This window comes from Streptomyces sp. NPDC041124 (assembly GCF_055592385.1).
Map to the genome: position 1 here is coordinate 1 of NZ_JBVIYR010000004.1, position 22120 is coordinate 22120.

General features: G+C 69.2%; 14 protein-coding genes and 2 pseudogenes. 8 read left to right on the forward strand and 8 right to left on the reverse strand.

From position 1 onward, the window contains the following. Window positions 1-351: 351 nt before the first annotated feature. A pseudogene (locus ACZ6A9_RS11710) lies at window positions 352-1053 on the reverse strand (transposase); the annotation flags it as partial. A 248-nt stretch (window positions 1054-1301) separates the two neighbouring features. Here ACZ6A9_RS11710 and ACZ6A9_RS11715 point away from each other — a divergent pair. Next, window positions 1302-2240, forward strand: coding sequence for a DUF1963 domain-containing protein (locus ACZ6A9_RS11715; RefSeq protein WP_468983034.1), 939 nt, complete (start codon window positions 1302-1304; stop codon window positions 2238-2240). Window positions 2241-2633: 393 nt separating this feature from the next. Here ACZ6A9_RS11715 and ACZ6A9_RS11720 read toward each other — a convergent pair whose 3' ends face one another. From ACZ6A9_RS11720 to ACZ6A9_RS11735, 4 genes are all read right to left on the reverse strand, one after another. Then, window positions 2634-3542 (reverse strand): DUF1963 domain-containing protein, encoded by a 909-nt coding sequence (locus ACZ6A9_RS11720; RefSeq protein ID WP_468983037.1) that lies wholly within the window; start codon window positions 3540-3542, stop codon window positions 2634-2636. A 336-nt stretch (window positions 3543-3878) separates the two neighbouring features. Further along, window positions 3879-5606: a protein kinase domain-containing protein gene (locus ACZ6A9_RS11725; RefSeq protein ID WP_468983042.1), complete on the reverse strand. Its 1728-nt coding sequence runs from the start codon at window positions 5604-5606 to the stop codon at window positions 3879-3881. A 287-nt stretch (window positions 5607-5893) separates the two neighbouring features. After that, complete coding sequence (locus ACZ6A9_RS11730) at window positions 5894-6229, reverse strand: beta/gamma crystallin domain-containing protein (RefSeq protein ID WP_468983044.1); 336 nt, start codon at window positions 6227-6229, stop codon at window positions 5894-5896. A gap of 459 nt (window positions 6230-6688) precedes the next feature. After that, window positions 6689-7099 carry a RidA family protein gene (locus tag ACZ6A9_RS11735; protein WP_467074388.1) on the reverse strand — a complete coding sequence of 137 codons (411 nt, stop codon included), beginning with the start codon at window positions 7097-7099 and terminating at the stop codon, window positions 6689-6691. Window positions 7100-7178: 79 nt separating this feature from the next. Between ACZ6A9_RS11735 and ACZ6A9_RS11740 the strand changes: the two genes are divergently transcribed. The 4 genes from ACZ6A9_RS11740 (at window position 7179) to ACZ6A9_RS11755 (ending at window position 12925) form a co-directional block, all read left to right on the forward strand. Further along, window positions 7179-7550 carry a winged helix-turn-helix transcriptional regulator gene (locus ACZ6A9_RS11740; RefSeq protein ID WP_061441704.1) on the forward strand — a complete coding sequence of 124 codons (372 nt, stop codon included), beginning with the start codon at window positions 7179-7181 and terminating at the stop codon, window positions 7548-7550. 319 nt (window positions 7551-7869) lie between these two features. Further along, window positions 7870-8808 carry a DUF2071 domain-containing protein gene (locus ACZ6A9_RS11745; protein ID WP_468983047.1) on the forward strand — a complete coding sequence of 313 codons (939 nt, stop codon included), beginning with the start codon at window positions 7870-7872 and terminating at the stop codon, window positions 8806-8808. A gap of 104 nt (window positions 8809-8912) precedes the next feature. Beyond that, window positions 8913-10277 (forward strand): SWIM zinc finger family protein, encoded by a 1365-nt coding sequence (locus ACZ6A9_RS11750; RefSeq protein WP_467074392.1) that lies wholly within the window; start codon window positions 8913-8915, stop codon window positions 10275-10277. Further along, window positions 10274-12925: a DUF7825 domain-containing protein gene (locus ACZ6A9_RS11755; RefSeq protein WP_468983050.1), complete on the forward strand. Its 2652-nt coding sequence runs from the start codon at window positions 10274-10276 to the stop codon at window positions 12923-12925. The genes ACZ6A9_RS11750 and ACZ6A9_RS11755 overlap by 4 nt, the downstream gene beginning before the upstream one ends. A gap of 378 nt (window positions 12926-13303) precedes the next feature. Here the strand turns inward: ACZ6A9_RS11755 and ACZ6A9_RS11760 are convergent, their stop codons facing one another. Continuing rightward, the gene (locus ACZ6A9_RS11760) at window positions 13304-13825 is read right to left on the reverse strand and encodes an SDR family oxidoreductase (RefSeq protein ID WP_468983053.1); all 522 of its coding nucleotides are present in this window, start codon (window positions 13823-13825) and stop codon (window positions 13304-13306) included. Window positions 13826-13841: 16 nt separating this feature from the next. After that, window positions 13842-14291, reverse strand: a pseudogene (locus tag ACZ6A9_RS11765) (glycoside hydrolase family 27 protein); the annotation flags it as partial. Between ACZ6A9_RS11765 and ACZ6A9_RS11770 the strand changes: the two are divergent. From ACZ6A9_RS11770 to ACZ6A9_RS11780, 3 genes are all read left to right on the forward strand, one after another. Further along, window positions 14173-15159, forward strand: coding sequence for a glycoside hydrolase family 6 protein (locus tag ACZ6A9_RS11770; protein WP_468983056.1), 987 nt, complete (start codon window positions 14173-14175; stop codon window positions 15157-15159). The pseudogene ACZ6A9_RS11765 and the gene ACZ6A9_RS11770 overlap by 119 nt on opposite strands. 1089 nt (window positions 15160-16248) lie before the next feature. Next, window positions 16249-21432, forward strand: a complete 5184-nt coding sequence (locus tag ACZ6A9_RS11775) for a DUF6531 domain-containing protein (RefSeq protein WP_468984558.1) — start codon at window positions 16249-16251, stop codon at window positions 21430-21432. Between the two features lies 1 nt (window position 21433). After that, the gene (locus ACZ6A9_RS11780) at window positions 21434-21715 is read left to right on the forward strand and encodes a hypothetical protein (RefSeq protein ID WP_102637709.1); all 282 of its coding nucleotides are present in this window, start codon (window positions 21434-21436) and stop codon (window positions 21713-21715) included. A 54-nt stretch (window positions 21716-21769) separates the two neighbouring features. On the opposite strand, the gene ACZ6A9_RS11785 is transcribed toward ACZ6A9_RS11780, so the two are convergent. Next, window positions 21770-22105, reverse strand: a complete 336-nt coding sequence (locus ACZ6A9_RS11785; RefSeq protein ID WP_468983060.1) for a transposase — start codon at window positions 22103-22105, stop codon at window positions 21770-21772. Between the last annotated feature and the right edge of the window lie 15 nt (window positions 22106-22120).

Sequence of the window (22120 nt, forward strand, 5' to 3'; positions counted from 1 at the left end):
TGATCTTGGTCGTGAACCCGTCTACCAGGAGCTTTCTTCATGTCCGCCGCCGGGGCCCGCAGCTCAACCACCCGTCAGGTTGGAAGGGGTTCAGTGACCTCACCGGCTACGGCAGCGGCCCCACTCCGTAATCAGCACCCCGATGGGGCCCATTCACCGCAAGGGGGCTCCTGGTTCTGGATCGACTGCGGACCCACCCACAAAAGGCGTCTGTACCTGTTGCGACCAGGCCGCTGCCCTCGTCTCGAATAGGGCACCGCCATCAGAAGGCAGCGGCGCCACGCTGAGGGTCACGTCCGCTGGAGTGGTGTATCGACGGCCACTCGGTGGCCTCGGTGATCTCGTGCGAGGCTATGCGGTGAGTTCGGTAGGCACGGCCGGGTCGTCGGTTTCTGACTCGATCGGTTGGAGTCGGGCCTTGACGAGGAGTTCGCGGCCCATATAACGGCAGGCTTCGGTCCATTCGTCGTTCAGCACGGCCAGGACCGCACCGACGAGCCGGATGACGGCGGTGCGGTCGGAGAAGATGCCGACCACGTCGGTGCGGCTGGGGGCACCTCCCGCGGCGCAGCCGTGGGGGAGGATCTCCTCGTGTAGCCGTTCCTGCGGGTTGTTCAACCAGATCTGTCGCTAGATCTGAAGGCCAGCAGGTCGTGCTGGGCGGCGCCCAAGTACGCACCCAAGGGCGATCCGGTCCAGGTCGAGGACCACCACTTTCTGCGCAAGTTGTGCACTATGGACGTCCTCGCCGAGGCGTTGGGCGACGTCAGCAGATCCTCGATCGGCAACACGGTCCGCGAGATCCGCCCCCTGCTCGCCGAAGCCGGACTCCTCCCGTCCCCGGCCAGTACCCGCTACCGATCCGCCGCTGATCTCCTCACCGCAGCACAAAACGAAGGCGCCACCCCGACAGGTTGATTCCTTACGGCTTCAGTGGGTGCGGCAGCGCTGTCAGGAGGCGCCAGGCAGGACCGCGTCGATCGCGTCCACCAGGCCGGCACGGGCGCCGGAGGCGACGAGCTGGACGCCGGACAGGCTGCGGGTGATCGTGCTGCCGCGGCCCGGATGTGGTGGGCATGATGAGACGGCCGGTTCGGCTGCTGCGCCCTCCTCCGCGGCCAGGTCCGCTTTGAGTGCGGCAATTCCTCGCCTGGTACGCCGATGGCACGGCCCTACTGGCCGACTGCCCAGCTGCCAGCCGGCCGAGAGCATGCCGACGGCACCGGAAAGGTGCCTCGCACGCGGTCCGCTGACGAAGCCCGAGCGCATGGCATGTCAATGGCAGGTGTGAGGATGACGGTATGTCATACACAGACGAGTTCCGGACTTTCGCCCGTGAACACGGCGTCTCCGACGACGCCATCACCCGCATCATGTGGTGCATGCAGCCGTCCGTACACCTGGACATGGTCGATCCGGCGGCTGTCGGCCCTCACGACATCGTGGTCGGTCACACCGGCGGCCTGCCCGAGCTGCCCACCAGTGTTCCCTGGGAGGGCGGGGAAGTCTATGTCGCCGGCCTGGACCTGGCCGCGATACCGGAGCAGCCCCTGTCCCTCAATCTTCCCCGTGAGGGACACCTGTTGTTCTTCACGAACGTCGGCTACGAGGACGACGAGTCCGCACCGGTGGTGTACGTACCGCCAGGCACCGAGACGACCGTACGACCCGCACCCGCGGGCGTCTCGGTCATTGCCCCGTACAACACGTGGACGACACAGGTCCTGAAGCGCCGGCCACTGGTCTACCGCCCCGGTACATCATGGGACCCCCTGGGCTGGACATGGGCTCCCGAGCACCAGTACGACCATCCCCGGGCTCTGATGCCTGACCTCGATGACGTCCACGAGGACGACAGGGAGACGCTCCGTCCGCTTCTGGAGGCGATCACGGAGTACGCCGAGCAAGTCGGGAGTATCCCCTTCGTGCACCGGACCTGCACCCTGCGGGGGGAGTTGTTGAGTCCTCGGGACTACTGGTGCCAGTACGGCAGGGAGTTCTTGGAGCGGTGCGAAGAAGCTGTGGTCACGCTGAGGGATACGCCGGAGAGGTTCGACGAGCTGCATGCCGAGGGTCTGGAGAAAGCGTGGTGGAAGGAGGGCGGCCCCTGGCTGAACCTCCTGGAGTTCGGCGAGTCCGAGCTGTTCGACACCGGCGACGGCGAGGTGAGTTGGATCATCCGCCGTGAGGACCTTCTGGCGCGGCGCTTCGACCGCGTCATGCAGTCCTATTACTGCTGAACATTCCCTCTTCTCCCTGCTACGCCGGGCGGGTGTCGGAGCCGTGCGCCCAGGTCGGAAGCTCAGTTCGCGCAGCCGACCGACCCGCATCATTGCTCCATCTCGCCGACTGTCCGACGGGCGCCGTCGAGGCCCTACTCGACACCGGCGTCCGCGTCGGCGCTGTGCTCATCATCCGCCTGGCGAGCATCGCTGCCGACCGCTCTTCGACCGCTCTTGGTACCGGAGCGCGGGGCGGCCGTCGACGGACCGGTGGTTCGTGCGCCGGCCACCCCGGACCGGAGATGCCGACGGCGGAGCGCGTCGGCGTAGGTCTGTCCGAACGTGACACACCAGCGACGGACCGTCTCATGCGAGGCGATCGCGCGGGGGCGTGTGCGCGAGCCGCCGGGGTCAGCCCAGCCAGTGGTGCTCGACCTTGTCGAACCGTCTGGCGTGGAGGTCGTCGCGGCTGATCAACCAGCTGATGTCGCCGTCCATCCAGCCGTACTGCAGCGACTCCATGTTGAAGGTCGCGAGGTGCAACAGCGGTTGTTCGGGCAGCTCCCGCCACGCCCGGTCGTACACCTCGTCGAACCGCTCCGGGTCGTCCCGGAGTGCGAGGACCGCCTCCTCCCGCAGACGCTGGAACGCCTCGGTGACGTAGTCCCAGCTGTCGTGGACGTTCCGCTGCACTCCCCGCAGTTTGTCGGTGCTGTTGTTCATGGCCGGCCGGACGCCGACCTTGGCGGCGTACTCCTCGACGGCGGCCTCCAGCCGAGCGTGCCACTCGGCCTCCTCGTCCTCCACCTCGTCCCAGATGCCCCCGTACTCCTCGCCGATCAGCCAGGCGTGGGCGTCCCAGGCGTCGTCGCGGGAGGCCACCATGGTCCTGCGCTCCAGCACCATGTGGGAGGACCCGAACCGCAGGTCCAGTGCGCTCGGGACGGGCACTGGGGCCACAGCCGTCTCGGTCCCGGGCGGTATGTAGAGCGCCTTGCCGCCGCCCGCGTCCGACCAGGTGAACAGCAGGAGATGCCCCTCCCGGGGCAGCCCGTCGTCGAACAGCGTCCGGGGCACCGCCGCGAGGTCGAAGGAGGCGACGAAGACGTCGCCCATGTCCCACTCCATGTCCAGGGGCAGCTCCGGCGCCCCTCCGATGTAACCGATCACCCGGTCATCGGGCCGGACACTCCCCGGGGCCTTCCAGTCGAAGTACACCGCCGGCTCCATGCTCCACAGCAGGCGGGTGATGGCGTCGTCGGAGACCCCGTGCCGCCGGGCGAAGGCCCGGAAGGCGCTGCTGCGGGACGTCTGCCCCACAGGATCTCCGGAGGGGCCGACGGTGCTGGTCCAGTTGTCCACGAAGTCGCTTTCTGACGAGGGATCGGTGACCGGCACCGTGCGGGCGGGCCCGATGCCTGATCGACACGGTAAGGCACCCCTCCGACAACGTCCTTGTAGCCAACTGCCAGCCGCCCTACGGCTCTCCACACACCGCGTCACCCTTCGGCCATCGCCGCCCGTGGCCGAGGTCCGCTGTCCCACCAGCCGACCGCGGACCTGCATCAGCCCCGCCGCTGTGAACGCCGAGTCCCACCGCGAACAGCTGGCAGTGCCCCCTGTTCTCCGAGCCGGCCATTCGGGCTGTTGGGTGGGTCATGGCTGAAGCAGGCCGACGATCTCCCCCTCGGTGAGGGCACGGTCGAAGACCGTGACGTCCTTGATGCTGCCCGGGAAGTGATCGACCGGCCTCCTGCCGTAACGGCCCCGGCCGATGACGAAGGGCCCCTCGGACCAGATCAGGATCCTGTCACGGATCGCGCCCTCCTGGACGCCGTTCACGAAGAGGCGCAACTCACCGGCGACGCTGTCGCAGACACCGGTCAAGTGGGTCCATGCACCGGCGACCGGTACGGACATCGACGTGACGCGCAGGTCCGGGCGGGCGAAGGCCCATCGGCCCTCGTCGGAGGAGTACTGGAGGTAGAAGCCGCTGGTTTCCTCGCCGTCCTGGCTGACCGCGGTGACGAAGTGGGGAGGGATCACACCGAGCCGGACCCACGCACCGACGGTGAAGCTGCCGCGTGCCGTGTCGATCACCGCGCCTTCGGTGGCCACTTCGCTGCTGAACCCGTTGAACTCGGCGCCCTCACCGTGGCGCGTTGCCCATCTGACCGCCGTGGCCGTGGCGTGGTGGCGTCCGGCGGCGTCCGTCGCCCGCGTTCCGGAACGTTCGTCGAGCCGCCAGGCCGCGACGGGGCGAGGCGCTGCGGACACCGAACCGGGGCCGGGCACGGCTCCCGCGGAGACCGGCGAGTACCCGGACGCCGGACCGAACCCGGATGCGGGAACCGCTTCCTCCGTGTGGACGCCGACGGCCGGGGCCATCACGTCGCGACGAATGGACCGGCGGGGGTCGCCCGTCGCGGACGCCCGCCCGCCGGACGACTCCGGCGGGGAGAGCGGCGCCCCGGCGTACTGGGTGAACATTTCCGCGAGGGTGGCGGGCCGCGTGGGCCCACCGGTCTCTCCGGTGGTGGCCGGCCGGCCGGCCGGCGGCATGTGCGGGGCCCAGGGAGCGGCCGGGGCCACCCGGCGGAGAATCTGCTGCGGAGTGGGGCGCAGTGCCGGTTCCTTGGCCAGGCAGTCGGCCAGCAGGGCGCGCAGCTCGGGGTCCGGGACGCCCTGAAGGTCCGGGGGCTCGTACACCACGCGGTAGAGCATGGCGGGCGCCGATCCCACGCCGAACGGACCGGTCCCGGTGGCGGCGAAGGCGAGCACCGCGCCCAGGGAGAAGACGTCGCTGGCCGCGGTGATCTCGCCGCCGGCTACCTGCTCGGGGGACATGAAGCCCGCCGAGCCGATGGTGGCCCCGGTCCTGGTGAGGGCGGTGGCGTCGAGCGCGCGGGCGATGCCGAAGTCGATGACGCGCGGGCCGTCGTCGGTGAGCAGCACGTTGGAGGGCTTGAGGTCGCGGTGCACCAGGCCGGCCCGGTGGATGGAGACCAGGGCCTCGGCCAGACCCGCGGCCAGAGCGGCCAGCGTCACCGGGGGCAGGACCCCCTGTTCGGCGACCGCCTGGTGGAGCGAGGGGCCGGGGATGTAGCTGGAGACCATCCAGGGTTGTTCGGCCTCCGTGTCGGCGTCGATCACGGGGGCGGTGAAAGCTCCCCCGACCAGACGCGACACCTCCACCTCGCGTCGGAACCGGTCCCGGAACTCCGGCTCATGCACCAGCGACGCGTGCACCACCTTGATCGCCACGGACCGGCCGCTCGGCGAACGCCCGAGGAAGACCCGCCCCATGCCGCCTTCACCCAGTCGACCCACCACCCGATAGTCACCCAGGGAGTCCGGATCTTCCTGTTCCAACGGCTGCACCACGACGAACTCCTCCCGTACACACGCATCGGACCGACGCAGCTTACGGGAGCGCAGTCTTGCCGGCGGCCGGGCAACTGCCGTATCGCGATGCGTCGTTAAGGACGGAGGCCATCGTTGGGGCAGCTACCGGTCGGCCGTGGGGAGGTGCCAGAAGGTACGAGGTGTACCCCCGGTAGGGCTGCGAGGGTAGGCGGGCATGCCCCGGGCCGCGTGGGGACGCTGTCGGCGCGTCACGGAGCATGTCGTACACCGAAAGGGCCTGCGTGGCCCGGCACCCTGGCGGTGGGTCAGTAGATCTGGAGGGCGTGAAGCGTCGCGTTGAGTCCTTCGGTGTCGACCAGGGTGGACCACTTGTTCATGGTGACTGCTCGACCGCTCAGGAACATCGCGACGTTGTTGTCGCCGGAGGTGACCTTCGTGACGTTGGGAAGCTGAAGGGTCACAGTGCCCCCGTTGGCGAAGCACATGGTCTGTGCACCGCCGTCGTACCAGACTTTGACGAAGTCGGTCCTGTCGCCGCAGTCGGTCTGGTTGATCGCGGCAGCCGGAGAGGCCGGAAGGAGAGCCGTCAGGGCTGCCGCCGCCATCACGGTGACGGCGATGCGCGAAGTGGAACGCTTCATGGCTATTGATCCTTTTCCCATAAGGTGCGGCCACGGTGTGCCGCTCTGATGACGACCGCCTCGTACAGGGAGGGGCCGTCTTGTCCTGGTCATTCGTGGGGAATGCGCCGGTCCTCGCATGCCGCAGCGGGGCGGCATCTCGGTGGGGCGTTCCGACAGCCCCTGCACGTGAGCCACGAGTTGGCGTGCCCGCACTGGTTCACGTACTGGTCCGCTTCGCACCAGGCGGCCCCGGTAGCGGTTACTCCCTTTCAGGGCTGGAACGGCGCACAGCTGCGTCGCGCCGTGTGCCCTCGGGCAGCGAAAGCGTCGGTCGGGCGGGTGTTCCCACGCTGAACCGGGATGGTCGGGCCGAGCGTCCTCGCTCGGCTGGGATATGCGAAGCCCTTCCACAAGCGCGTCGGTAGAGAGCTGAGTTCTGGACCTGCCACAGGTGGGCGGGCCTGTGCAAGCGGTCGGTCAGTCGGCGAGGGCGGTGGCTTCGATTTCGACGAGGACGCCCGGGTCGAAGAGGCAGTCGACGCCGATGAGTGACGCCGGGGGGAGGGGCTGGGGCAGCCCGATCTCGTCCGCGACGCTTTCGACGCCCGCCATGAAGGCGCCCATCTTCTCCGGCTTCCACTGGGTGACGTAGACGGTCAGTCGGACCACGTCGTCGAACGTCGCGCCGGCCCCGGCGAGACCGCGTGCGGTGTTCCGCAGCGCCTGCGCGACCTGCCCGGAGAGATCTCCCGGCGCGACGGGGGTCCCGTCCGCGAGGCTGGAAGTCTGCCCGCTGACGTGGACGTGTCTGCTGCCGGTGCCGACGGCGACGTGATGGTAAGGCGCGGGCTGCAGCAAGCCCTCGGGGGTGAAACGTTGGACGGACATGGTGGTCTCCTTCCGGTGACGGACCTCGTATACCTTTGATACCTAGGAGTCACAGGACACTTCAACGAGACCAGGTTTCATGACCGATACCGCCTCTTCCCACGACGACGAACTGAGCATCCCGGCGCCGCACCGCGAACTGCTCGACCAAGTGCTGGACAAGTGGTCCTTGAGCGTGCTCAGCGAGCTGTGCGAGGGACCGCGCCGGTTCAACGAGCTGCGCCGTGCGATCCCCTCGGTCACACAGAAGTCGCTGACTGCCACCCTGCGCAGACTGGAGCGCAACGGCATCATCGAGCGCGAGGTCGTGAGCTCCAGGCCGGTCGCAGTGGAGTACCGGGTCGCTCCGCTGGGGAAAACCATGCGCCCGCCCGTCGATGTCCTCCTGGACTGGGTACGGACATACATGCCCCAGATCGAAAAGGCACGGGAGTCCTTCGACGCCAGGTGACATGCGGAGCGGGAAGGCCGCCCGCGCTTCGCGACACGTTTCTGCCTTCATCGGCGGGGCGTAATCCTTCGGACCTACCCGCCGGGTCCGTTGTCGGGAGACAGGTGACCGGCAGCTCCCAGGAGACCGGCAATCGGCTGGGGGCCCAGTCGACCGACGACAACGTCGGCAGGCGGACCCGTACCGGATTGCTCACCGCGGACGGCCACTGGCAGGCGCGGGCTCCGGCTCACGAACGTGGCCCGAGTACTGGGGTGAGACCGCATGCCACGTCCCTGGCGGCCGAAGCCGGATTCGCCGCGGTTGTCATACTGCCTTCATGTTCACGCTCCTCGTGCTCGGCTCCGTCCTGTCGGTCGGCCTGGCCGCTTGGGTCGCTGAGCGTTCATTGCGTCGCACGCGCCGGCAGACCAGGTACGGGCGGTACGCACCGTGGGTTCATCCGCGAGGCCGGCTCGCCGCACCGCTGAACTGGGTGGCCGACAGCCGACTGCTGCGGAGGCTGTGTGAGCGCATCCCCTCAATGGTCTTTGTCAGCAACGTGACCGACGTTGTCTACGTCAACTACGTGGTCGATGCTCACCGCATCGCGCCCCTGGTCCCGCCCGGCCTGGAACTGCAGCGTCTCGGTGAGAGCGGCGACCAGGCGATGGTGACCTTCCTGAGTTACCGCCATGGGCATCTGGGGCCGGCGCTGTTCGGCCGGTGGCGGCGGCTCCTGCCCTCCCCGTTGCAGAGCAACTGGCGGATCTACGTGCGCCACCCCCGCACAGGTTCCCTGGGCGTCTACTTCCTCAGTACCGCCGTCGACCGTACGATGCACGCCCTCGGTGCGCGCATGGTCGCCGAGGGGTTGCCCATGCACGTTCTTGATCGAGCTTCGGTACTCGTTGCGCAGGACGATCGGATCGATCTTCTTCTGGCTCCGGGGCGCGGTACCGCACCGGACGCCGAGGCCCACCTCGTTCCGCTGCCCGAGTGGCCGACGGATGGACCCTGGCGACGCGCTTTTCCCGACTACGGGAGGATGCTCGCCTACTGCGTGCCTCAGGACCGTGCGCTCTCGGTTCAACCGTGGCACGGACAGGTGACCCGGCAGGAGATCTCTCTCGGTATCCCACTCGATTCCTGCACAGCTCTTTCCGGGCCGGTCGTGTCCGCAGCGGCCAGTGCTCTCGTCGGAAACGCCGAACCGTTCGCTTTCCTGGTACCGCGTGTGAGGTTCTTTCTCGAGAGTGAAGAACGCGATCCACTCTGAATCGGGGCAAAGGCGGACCCGGACCGGTGGGCTCTCTTCGTTCGAGTGCCGGCCGCGAGGGCTTGATCAGGGCATTGTCGGTGGTCGCCTCTAGTGTCTCCTCCATGACGCGATCATCGGGGACCCTCGCCTATGCGCGTTCCTCCGCGTTCGAAGCCTCGACGGACGGAAGCCTCTTGGGGCTGGAGACCTCCCGAGGCGCGACGCCCTCCGGCTTCCAGGACCATCCCCGGTTCTTCTCGGGTTTCCTCACCAGTCCCCAGGCAGCCGCCGCCGGCCTGCTCTCGGTGGCCGACATCGCCGCCGCCCGCTACTACCGGCCTCGCCTACCGGCTTGGCTGGATCCGGTGGTGACCGGCAACGGCGACCGGCTCCGCTTCGAGTCGTTCTCCGGCTGCTGCGGTGTCTACGCACGGCTCGACGTGCTGGCAGACGCACTCGACGGGGGAGAGATCGGGCATGGCACCAGCAACTTCGACGTCAACAACCCGTTACGTGAGGCGCTCACGCGCGTCGGCCCACGCGATCCGGTTCATCTGCGGGTGGGGCCGGACGAGTTGGCGGTGACCACACTGGGCGGCGCGGTGGTGGAGAAGAAGGTGCCCCTGCCCGACCGGTGGTTGCGCGGCTTCGCGGAGGCGCAGGCGATCGCTGCCAAGTTCGACCTGCGTGCCGAACTGCCCGCGTCCGAAGCAGTCCGATTCCTGCGGTCATTTCCTCGCAGCGGTGGAAGAGAACCGCGCGGCCCCGTTTGGTTCGTGCCGGCCCGGCAGGGACTCAGGCCCACGACGTGTCCCGCACCAGGAGCGGTGTGCCTGCCCGGACCGGAGCGGCTGGCCGCGTTTCACCGTGTGCTGCGGCACGCTACCGCGCTGCGTGTCTACGGTCCCGTGGGGGACGGCCGGGCGGCCACCGCGAGTGCCTGGGAAGCGGTTCTGCCGGGCATACGCCTGACGCTCACTCTCTCCCCGGACCCCGCAAGGGGTTTCTCCGGCGAGGGCGGCGTACTGGAGGCACTGGCCGACGACGAGACCGTCCAGGACGCGGAACTGGTGGCCGTGCTGCTGGCGTGGGAACCGCGGATCGACGTGAGTGCTCTGGCCGCGGCCTGCGGGCTGACCACCGCGCGGGTCCGGTCGGCGCTGACGCGCCTGGCGACCTCTGGCCGGGTGGGTTACGACACGGCCGAAGCAGCCTATTTCCACCGGCAGCTGCCCTACGATTCCGGTCTCGCCGAGCGTCACAACCCGAGGCTGCGGCATGCCCGTGCCCTGCTGTCGGCCGGTGCTGTGACGCTGGACGGCGCGATGGGCACCGTCACGGCCGAGGACGGCCACACCCACCGGGTGCGCGAGGACGCCGGCGTCTTGAGGTGCAGTTGCCTGTGGTGGGCGAGATACCGGGGCGGACGCGGCCCCTGCAAGCACGCGCTGGCGGTACGGATGGCACGACGGGAGAGGAACAGTTGAGCAAGCTGGTCGAAGCGGTGCGCGGCGGGCGGACGGACGACGTGGTGACGATCGTGAACGGCATGACGGCCGCCGAACGGCGCGGGGAACTGCCGGCGCTGAAGGCGTTGCGCAAGGAGTTCCGCGACGCCTGGGTGACGCCGCAGCTCCAAGCGGCCTCTCCTGCGCTGCTCGTGGCGGGCCTCGCCTGCCAGAGCGGAGCGGCGGCCGTCGCGTCCTGGCTCACTGCTTCCGGCTGGGAGCGCATGTGGGTGGCGGAGAAGAGATTCCTTTCCATGCTCGAGGAGCGCCCCGCCGAATGGCTGGCGGAGCTGGCGCACCGGATCGCCGACCGCAGGCCCTCCACGGACATCCGGTATCACCTTCTCGAAGCGATCGTGCAGGCGGCCCGATGCCCGATGCCGGTGACCGACGCCTCCGTGGACGCGTGGATACGCAACATCTACGGCAATGCCTGGGACACCGACGTGATCGCCGAGCGGCTGAGGCAGTCGCCCTACCTCAAGCCCATGGTGGCCGGCCTCTTCACGGCAGGGGGGACCGGCCAGGCGCTGAACAGCGGTCACTCCAACAAGGACAACCCTTGGCTTCTCGCTCTCGCGCGGCTCAACGCGGAAGGCACGCTCGACCGCGCCACCATGGTCGACGGATGTCTGGGGCGGCTGTTGCGCGGCGGCACGGCAGTGGACCAGCGGGTGTTCCACCGGCTGCTGCTCGACCTCGGTCTGTCCGCCGAGGAGCACGCCGGCCATGCCGCCGACTGGCGGGCCCTGGCCGCCGACGCGCTCCAGCCCGTCGCCGTCCACGCCCAGTCCGTCCTCGCCGAGCTCGCCCTGACCGGCTCCCTGCCGACGCATGACCTGGCCGACATGACGCGAGCGGTGCTCACCCGGCCAGAGAAGAACCTGGTCCGAGCTCAGCTGAAACTGCTGGACACAGTGGTCACCCGCGACACCGCCACAGCCGACGCACTGCTCCCGGCCGCGTCCCACGCCCTCACCCACGAGGACACCGAAGCCCAGGAACGGGCCCTGAAGCTGATCGAGCGGCACGGGACACATCTGACCGACGCCGCCTCGCGTGAAGAGATCCTCACCTCGGCCGCGCCCATCGCCCCCGGCCTGCGCACCCGAGTGGTTGAAGCCCTGGGAACCGGAGCGGAAGAAGCTCTGCACGCGGCCGGCGAGGACACGCTGCCGCCCGTTCCGTCCCCGGTCGCGCTCGCGTCGCCGCCGGCCTCAGTGGCGGAGACGGCCGAGGAGACCGGCGCGCTGCTGGCCTCCCACGGCATCCTGCCCGTCGCCGACTTCGAGCGGACCCTGGACGGACTGGTGCGCTGGGCCCATGAGGATCGAGCAGCACTGCTGGAGGCGCTCGAGCCGGTAGCGGCGACGCGGTGGTGGTCCCGCACCTGCCGCCGGCCTCTCCCCGACGACTCGGTCCCCTCCGCCTTCGCCCCCTCCCATGTCCGCTACACCCCGCGACTCGCCCTCGACCTGGTCCTCGCCGGCCTCCACCAGCGGATCACACCGCGCACCGCGAAGGCAGTGCTCGACGGCGGGGGCGCGAATGCCGGATGCCTCCCGGACGGCCCCTTCCGGGCCCGCTTCTGGGAGATCGCCCACAGGTTGCTCACCGATCCGCAGCCGTTCCTGCTGTCGACGCCGGGCTGGGACAACGGGCTGCTGGAGCCAGGAGAACTGACCGACCGGCTGGAGACGTACCAGCGGCTGGGCGCCCACGTCGGAGCGTGCGACTTCGCACAGGCCCTGCTGCGGGTGCGCACCACGGACCGGGCGGCCGCCGAGGCCGCCGCCGAGCGGGCCGCGGTGCTGGGCACGCCCGAGGGGCGGCGGCTCGCCGACTGGCTGCGGACCGGCGGCCTCACCGGCACGGTCCTGCACCGCACGGTGACGGACCAGACGACACCGGTCGTCCGGTCCGGCGAGATCACCGCCGTGCACATGTTCCCACTCGCTTTCCGTGAGCTGGGGAGTCCGGCACTCGGTTCCCACCACCGGTGCTGGTGCGCCGCCACCGCGGCCGTCCAGCAGACCCACTGGCCCGCCCTCCTGCCGGAGCACCCCGAACTCATAGCCCTGCGGCTGATACAGCACGTCCTGCCCTGCGCCCAGTACCCCGAGAAAGATCCGGACGTCTGCTCTGTCCTGCCCTTGCTCGCGCAGTCACCCGGCGCGAGCGGGCCCGCGACGTCCCTGGTGGTGGCCGGCGGGCTCGGCGTCCAGCGCCAGGAGGACAGAATCGCCGCGGTCGACGCACTGCTGCTGTTGGCGGCACAGAAGAAGCTGGATGCCGGTGCGCTCGCCACCGACCTCGGTGCGCTGATGCTCATCGGGATCGTCACTCCGAGCCGCCTGGCGGAGTCCCTGGGAACGGCCGCGTCCACCGGCGCGTACCGCACCGTCTGGACCGTACTGCGTGACGCGCTGCCACCGCTCCTGTCCAAAGACCTCTCCCCCGCCGAGTCCCGTGGCTTCGGCGAACTGCTCACCGTCGCCGCCGAGTGCGCCGAACGCACCGGAGCCCAGGGCGTAATACCCGGACTCGACCCGATAGCCGCCCGGCGGGGCAGCTCACGGCTGGTGAGCCAGGCCCGTCGCCTACGCGCAGCACTTGCCGGCACGTAGGTCCGAAGAGGCGCATCCGCCCGGGAGATCCTGCTGCAGGGGCACGTAACGCGGCAGGGACGGTCCGATGCCGGCCGGCTCGAGCGGGAGGTGATCGGCCTCGGCGGCACGGAGTGCGGCCGAGGCCGGCCCCAGGACCTCCGAGCGCGACAACCTCTGTCGCTCGGGCAGCGGTCATGCCGAGTCGGTCGAGGGCGACGACGGCGGGGTGAGTCAGGCTGCGTTCGCCGTGGGCCCGTACCGCCGCGATCGACGAGCTCGGCCATCTTCGTTCTCAGCGGTTCCAGTTTCCCGCGCACCGTCACCTCCAGGCCGAGCTGGTCCCCTGCGTGGGCGGGGCCCCACACGCGCGCCGTTCTTCTCTCGCGCGGTTGGGTGTCAAGTGCGCAGGTGAGACGCGCCGTTGAGGTCGACGATGGTTCCCGAGGCCCATGCCGCGGCCGGGGAGGCGAGGAAATGCACCGTGGCGGCGACCTCTTCCGGGGTGCCGACGCGCCCGAAGGGGCTCTCCGCGCGCAGACGTTCTCCTTCCGGGCCGGACAACTTCCCCGTCTGCCGTTCGGTGGCCACGAACCCGGGCGCGACGGAGGTGACCGCGAGGGCGAAGTGGGAGCGGGACTCGGTCAGTGACAGGCCGGGGCGGCCGACGACCAGCATGTCGGGGTCGTTCCAGTGCCCCGGGCCGGACTGTGCGGCCAGCGGCGCATTGACGTCCAGGACGTTGCCGACGCCCATCGGGTAGCTGTTGGTGTTGCCGTTCTGCCAGATGTCGAGCAGGTCCTCGGTCGTCCGCCACAGGTCGGCAACCTCGCCCCAGTTGTACGTGGACCCCGTGATGGCGTGGAAGCTGTTGAGGGTTGATGCTGTAGACGATCGGCCGACCGGTGGCGCGCAAGGCATCACGCATCAGCTTGAACCGCGCGACCTGCTCGTCACGCGTGCCGCTCGATGAACACCAGTCGTACTTGAGGTAGTCGACCCCCCATGTGGCGAACGTGGCGGCGTCCTGGACCTCGTGGCCCCTGCTGCCCGTGGCGCCCGGGTAAGTGCCCACGGTCTGCGCGCAGGTGCGCTCGCCCGGCACCTGGTAGATGCCGAACTTCAGGCCCTTGCTGTGGATGTAGTCCCCGAGGGCCTTCATCCCGCTCGGGAACTTCGTCGGGTTGGCCCGCAGGTTGCCCTGCGCGTCACGCTGCGGGTCGAACCAGCAGTCGTCGACCACCACGTACCGGTAGCCGGCGTCCCGCATGCCCGAGGACACCATCGCGTCGGCGGCCTGGCGGACCTGGGCCTCGGCAGCGCTCTGTGCTCTGCCGCTGGCGTTCGCCGCCGCACCCTCCGCCCACGCGGCCGACCCCACCACCATGACCAACGGGTTCTACGTGGACCCCGACTCGAGCGCGAGGCGGTGGGCGGCCGCCAACCCCGGCGACGGCCGGGCCGCCGCGATCAACGCCTCCATCGCCAACACACCGATGGCCCGCTGGTTCGGCTCCTGGAGCGGCACCATCAGCACCGCGACAGGTGCCTACGTCGGAGCGGCGGACCACCGGGACAAGCTGCCCATCCTGGTCGCCTACAACATCTACCACCGTGACTACTGCGGCGGGCACTCCGCCGGCGGAGCCGCCTCGCCGTCCGCCTACGCCGGCTGGATCGCTCAGTTCGCCGGAGGCATCGCGGCCCGCCCTGCGGTCGTCATCCTCGAACCGGACTCCCTCGGAGACTACGGCTGTATGACGCAGGCCCAGATCGACGAACGCGAGGCCATGCTCACCGGTGCCCTCGCCGAGTTCAACCGCCAAGCCCCCAACACCTGGGTCTACATGGACGCCGGCAACCCGCGCTGGGCCGACGCGGCGACCATGGCCCGGCGCCTCCACGAAGCCGGCCTCCGGCAGGCCCACGGCTTCTCGCTCAACGTCTCCAACTACATCACCACCGCCGAGAACACCGCCTACGGCAACGCCGTCAACAACGAACTGTCCGCCCGCTACGGCTACACCAAGCCGTTCGTCGTGGACACCAGTCGCAACGGCAACGGCTCCAACGGCCAGTGGTGCAACCCCTCCGGCCGCCGCATCGGCACGCCCACCCGGACGGGCGGAGGCGCCGAGATGCTCCTGTGGATCAAAACCCCGGGCGAGTCCGACGGCAACTGCGGTGTCGGAACCGGCTCCACGGCCGGCCAGTTCCTCCCCGAGGTCGCCTACAAGATGATCTACGGCTACTGATCCGGGACTCCCGCCGCCCGCACAGGCGACCGGCAGTCCGCCCGGGCGGCGGGCACTTCCCGGCCATCTCACCGGAGAGGGGCCGACGTGATCCCCCCTTTGAGGGCCTGACATTCATTCCGTCCATAGAGCAGTCGTCCAGTTCCAGCAGGTCGGCACGATGCATCCCGGTCAGCAGGGACGACTGCAGGCGCGGCCAGACTCCGGCCGCGGTCCAGTCCCGCAGTCCGCGCCAGGCCGTCACGCCGGACCGGCCCACTACTTCTCCTGGCACGTCGCACCAGGCCACGCCCTTGCGCAGGACGTAGGGATCATCGGGGACAAGGGTCACGTTGTCTCGCTCACGCCCCGGACCCTCTCACGTCTCACGGACGCCCCGATAGCGCGGAGGCGCGGGGGCGCGGGCAACCAGTCCGACCAGATGGAAGACTGGGCCACCGCGTCCTCGTCGCCCGGGACGGCATCGCGCAACCGTCCCATCGATCCCGGCGCACCGGCACGTCCCGACCTCAGCCGGATGGCTCCGTCCGAACCAGTGCCCGACCCGGCCTGGACGGGCTGACAAGGAATTGACTCCTCGTTCACTCGTGACCGGCATGGACAGACAGCCGTGCACGAACAGGTAGTGCCCGCTCAGGCAGCCCGTTCTTCCGTTTCCGGGTCCGCTGCCTTTCCTTGGCTCACCGTCAAGGGTCCGTTCACCCGCGCCACCTCGCGCTCTGGATCACCTTCGCGCCAAAACGCGCGGCCAGGCGGAGCCCTCCGTCCGCTCAGCCTGCAGTCTCATGGCCAGGGCGAGTGGGGAACTCCGTCGCGTTTCGGCCCCGCTTTCCACGGCACGTTAGTTCGAGATTTTTTCTGATCATGCATCACCGCGACCTCTCTTCACTCCTGACCCACAGGTGATGCACTGTGCGCACACAAGCGCGAAGACTTGTCACGGTCGTTCTGGCCCTGGCTCTGCTGGCACCAGCGGGGGTCATCCCCTCCTGGGCGTCGCCCGCGGACCGGCCCCACTCCGCGGTCACCACGGCCATCACACCCGCGCAGGCCCGGACAGCCGCCGACCTGCCCAAGCCCCCCAAGGCCATGACGCTGGCCGAGCGCCGCAAGCAGGTCGGCGAGGACCGGCACGAACGGTCGCCGATGCGCGACTACATGAACGCGTCGGGGCGGATGTCCAAGGGGAAGCCCCACAGCCGACCGGACGTGAACCGCGTAGAACGCGGGCCCGCCGCCGAGTCGAAGGTGGCTTCGCAGCCTCTCGCGGCGGCGGCGGAGAACCCGACGTGGGTGTCTTCCTGGGCCACCGCGTATCCGGGGATGCTGTCGATCGGCGGGCAGGTGAAGCTGCCCAAGCGGGGAGATGCGTATACCGGGATGTGGCTGTACGTCCTGGACGAGGGCGGCTCCCCCGTCGTACAGCAGGAGATCAAGAAGTCCACGGACGATCCCAGCGGCGACACCCCGGGCACCGGGGCCTGGTGCTACGACTGGTGGGCGAGCAACTCCTATCCCACGGACCAGTGTTTCTGGTGGGCCGGCAGCACGCTGGGCGGAATCCTCGAGGACGGCAAGGAGTACTACGCCTGGGTCTTCCTCAACAGCGCCGACGGGACGTCGAGTCCGGGCGGCACCACCTCGCCGCTCGTGGAGGCGTTCTACACTCCGGTGATCCCCGGTGCGCAGGCGGGAATCTGTACCTGTTACGCCCAGGCGCACCGCGCCGACCCGGTCAACACGGCGACCGGCATGTTCTTCGAACAGCTCACTGACGCCTCCCTGGTGAGCCCCGGTGTGCCGCTGACCCTGGAGCGTACCTACCGCTCCGACTCAAGTGCCGTCGGTCTGCTGGGGCGCGGCTGGGCGACGCCGTTCGACGCCGAGCTGACCGCGGCGACGGGGAAGGTGACCTACCGGACGGACGACGGGGCGTCGTTCGTCTTCACACAGAACAGTGACGGCACGTACGCCGCCCCGGCCGGGTCGGCGGCCAAGCTGGTCAAGGGCACCAGCACTTATACGATCACCACGCCGGACCACACCCAGCGGACGTTCAACAGCAGCGGCCGGCTCACGTCCGTGGTCGACAGAGCCGGCAAGGGACTGACCTTGACGTACGCGTCCGGCACGCTCACCTCCGTCAAGGACGCCGCCGGCCGCACCACCACGTTCACGCCCGGTGCCGACGGGCTGCTGTCCAAGGTGGGCCTGCCGGACGGTACGTCGGTCTCGTACGGCTACACCGGCGGTCTGCTGACCTCGGTGACCGACCCGGCCGGCCGGACGTCGTCGTACGCCTACGACGCGAACAAGCGGCTGTCCTCCTACACCGACCCGGCGGGTGGCGAGGTCACCAACGTCTACGACTCCGCGGGCCGCATCACGTCCCAGACCGACCCGAACGACAAGACCACCACGTTCACCTGGGACGGCAAGAACGAGTCGCACACCACGGCGCCCGACGGTGGCGTGTGGACCGATGTGTACGCCGGCAACGTCCTGATGGAGACGATCGACCCGTACGGCAAGAGCATCACCTACGACTACGACCGTCACCTGCGGCCCGTCGCCATCACCGACCAGCGCGGCAACACCACGGAGATGACGTACGACAGCGCCGGGCGGATGCTCACCCGCAGCGCCCCCTCGGCCCTCGGCTACACGGAAAGCTGGACCTACGACAGCGCGGGCAACATCACCAGCCACACCGACGGCCGCAAGAACAAGACGACATACACCTACAACACGTCGAACCAGCTGACGTCGACCACGGACCCGCTGGGCGGCAGAACCGCCTACACGTACACCCCGCTCGGTTCGCTGGAGACCGTGACGACCCCGCGCGGCAAGGTCACCGTCTACGGCTACGACACGGCCGGCAACCGGATCTCGGTCACCACGCCGCTGGGTGAGAAGACGACGTTCACCTACGACAAGGCCGGCCGGATCCTGACGAAGACGGACCCGCGCGGCAACGTCACCGGCGCCGACCCGGCCGACTTCACCACGACGTACGCCTACGACGGCCGCGGCCTGCTCAGCTCGGCCACCGATCCGCTGGGCCGCACCACAACCTACGAGTACAACGGGGCCGAGCAACTGACGTCGGCAAAGAACCCGGCGGGCGACACCACCACATTCGCCTACGACGACGCCGGGCACCTGACCCGGACCACCGACCCGTCCGGCAACTCCGTCACCCGCACCTACGACGCGAGCGGACGCCTGTCCTCCCAGACCGACGCGACCGGCGGCAAGACCACCTACACCTACGACACAGTGGGACGCCTGCTGAGCAGCGTCTCGCCGCGCGGCAACGCCACCGGCGCAGACCCGGCCGCCCACACCACGAGTTACACCTACGACGCGGCCGGCAACACCATCGAGGTCACCGGCCCGACCGGCGCGTCCACCACCACGACCTACGACGCCGTCAACCGGCCCCTCACGGTCACCGACCCGCTGGACCACACCACCAGCTACACCTACGACGCCAACGACAACGTCACCAAGATCACCGATGCCGCAGGCGAGACGGTCACCTCCGTCTACGACAAGAACAACCGGCTGACCAGCAGCACCAATCAGCTGGGCAAGACCACCACCAACGCCTACGACGCCGACGGCAACCTGCTCAGCCGCACCTCCCCGCTCGGCCACAAGGAGAGCTGGACCTACGACGCCGACGGCCGCCAGGCCACCGCTGTCGACCCGCGCGGCAACACCACCGGCGCAGACCCGGCCCCGTACACGACCACCTACGGCTACGACCCGGCCGGCAACCCCACCACGGTCACCGACCCGCTCGGCGGCGTGACCACCACCGCCTATGACGCCGTGAACAACGTCGTCAAGCAGACGGACGCCGACAAGCGCGGCACCGCCTACGGCTACGACAAGCTGGACCGGCTGACCGAAGTCACCGCTCCGGGCGGTGCAGTCACCACGTACGGCTACGACACGGTGGGCAACGTCACGGAGCGCACCGACGCCAACGGGCACGTCACCACATACGGCTACGACGCGGCCCGCCGCCTCACCTCGGTCACCGACCCGCTGAAGCGGGAGACCACCTACGCCTACGACGCCGCCGGCAACCTCACCAAAAAGACCACGCCCCGCGGATCCACCGGCTACCTCTACGACCCGCGCGGCCTGCTCACCAAGGTCGACCACTCCGACGCCACCCCCGACGCGACGTTCGGATACGACGACGCCGGACAGCTGACCGCCCGCGCCAATTCGAAGATCTCCGAGGACTTCGTCTACGACGCGGTCGGCAACCTCACCAAGACCCGCGGCTTCGCCTACACCTACGACGCCGCCGGGCAGATGCTCACCCGCAAGTACTCCGACGGCAACACGATCACGTACACGTACGACAACGACGGCCGCACCGCCACGATGCTGGCCGACGGCAAGACCACCACGTACACCTGGGACCCGGCCGGCAACCTCACCAAGTCCGCGCTGCCCAACACCGAGACCGAGGACCGCGCCTACGACCGGGCCGGCCGCCTCACCGCCGTCACCTCCGCCAAGGCCGGCACCACGGTCACCAAGACCGCGCACACCCTCTCCCCCGCGGGCCTGCCCACCCACGTCGACATCACCCGCGCCAACGTCGGCACGACCGGCTACGACCTCACCTACGACACCGCAGGCCGCCTCACCTCCGGCTGCTTCCCCCAGCCCTGGGTCGCCGGCTGCGCCGCGAGCCGCGCCACGTCCTACACCTACGACGAGGTCGGCAACCGCCTGACCTCCACCCTCGGCACCACCTCCACCAGTTACACCTACGACGCGGCCGACCAGCTCACCTCCACCACCACCGGCACCACGACCACCGCCTACGACTACGACGCCGAAGGCAACCAGACCAAGAAGGGCGCCGACACCTACACCTACGACCTGGCCGGGCAGATCTCCGCCGCCACCGTCGGCGGCACCGCCTACACCTACGACCACGATGCCAGCGGCAACCAGGTCGCCACCCTCAAGGACGGCGCGGTCACCCACCGCACCCAGTGGGACCCCAACGCCCCGCTGCCGGTCCTGGCCACCGAATACGACAGCGCCTGGACCATCAAGCAGTCCTTCCGCTACGACCCCCTCGGCCAGCCCACCTCCGTCGAGACCGGCACAGGTGCGCTCTTCTTCTACCACCACGACACCCAGGGCTCACCGGTCGACGTCACCAACGGCACCGGCACCCTCTACCAGCGCTGGGCCTACGACCCGTTCGGCACCCGGGTCCTGGGCACCGTCACCGGCGGCGCCCCCGCAAGCCCTCCCTCCTACACCGGCGCCCGCTACGAAACCACCACCGGCAACCTCGACCTCCACGCCCGCCAGTACAACACCGCCACCGGCCGCTTCACCCGACCCGACCCCGCCACCCGCGCCCGGACCACGCCGTACATATCGCCCTACGCCTACGCCGACAACGTCCCCACCCTCCTGACCGACCCCAGCGGACTGACCCCCGACGACCCGAACAACGACCGCGTCGACAGCCTCGGCGAAGCCGCGGGCATCTTCGGCGACGCGTTCGTCGACGTCTTCAAGTCCCCCTTCGTCCTCGCCGGGGACCTGCACGACGCATTCACCGGCGAGAACGGCGGCGCCGGCGCCTTCGTCGACAAGTACCTCCCCGTCCGCCCCGCCTACCGCCTCTACCGCGCCGAATACATGCTCCGCCAGCAGGGCTGCGACGCCCTCGCCGACCTGTACGCCGAAGCCGCCGAGGAACTGACCCAGCAGATCGCCCTCGTCGGAATCGGCGGCCTGACGGGATGGCGCAGAGCCGCGGTCGAGCCGGGCGGGGGGCGCTACTACGGGGAACCGAGTTCGACGCGGTTCGGACTCCCCTACTACACACCGGAGACCCCGTCGTCCATGAGCCGCATCAACCCGGAGGGCGGCCGGAGGAACTGCGGACTGTGTGCGACCGCCGGCGACGACCTCATGGCCGGCCGGAATCCGAACGGGGTGTCCGGAGCAGACCGCCCGCTGACGCGGGCCGAGGTGTCAGCGATGACGGGGCTACCGTTCCGGAAGGTCGGCGGTCTCAACGTCATCGTGAGCGACATGCTGCGCTGGGGACCCGGTGCCCGGGCGATCATAGGAGCATGGCCGAGGAAGGGCGTGGGCCACTACTTCAATGTCGCGAACATCGATGGAAAGGTGGTCTTCCTCGACTTCCAGTCGGGCAAGGCCAATCCGGCGCACAAGAGATACCGCGACTACTACGTGATGAGGACCAACTGACATGCTCGACCCGGAAGAAGCCGAGCGCAGGGCCGCGGAGTTCCTCACGGAGGAAAGCAGAGCATGGGGGCTGTCCTCCAACGTGAGGATCATTCCCGAGTACTGCTTCACGGACAAGGGACGGTTCATCGCTCCCTACGACCATGTCGAGTACCTCGATCACGGACGTCAGGACATGCAACTCGGCGGGAACCTGCCCGTGGCCGTCGACCTGAATACCGGAGCGTGCTCCTTCGTCACCTGGGAGGAAGCGGACGACCTGATGGAGCGTGACCTGCTCTGAGTTCGAGCAAGCGGGTCAGCCCGGTGAAGTAGCGGATTGCCGTGCCTTCTGGCCTCAACGGCCGAGTGAGCACCGCTGTAGGACTACTGGAAAGGCACGGCAGTCCGCGCGCACGCAGTCGGACCCGGGTGATCGCGACGCTGCCGCGTGCGAGCCCCTGCCGTACGTCTGGGTGTGCGGGTCGTGGCGCAGGCGGGTAATGACGATGCGGTGCAGGGCGGCGTTGGCCTGCCGGTCGCCGCCGTAGTTGAGCCGGCGCGTGCTCCGCCGGCCGGAGGAGTACTCGATGGGGCTGACTCCGCAACGGTTCGAGTAGCTGCGGGGCACCTGTCCCAGGTCTGGCAGCCGGCGTGAAGCAGCAGCCGGACCGGTCACGCCCGGCGCGCTCACACCACCACCGTGCGC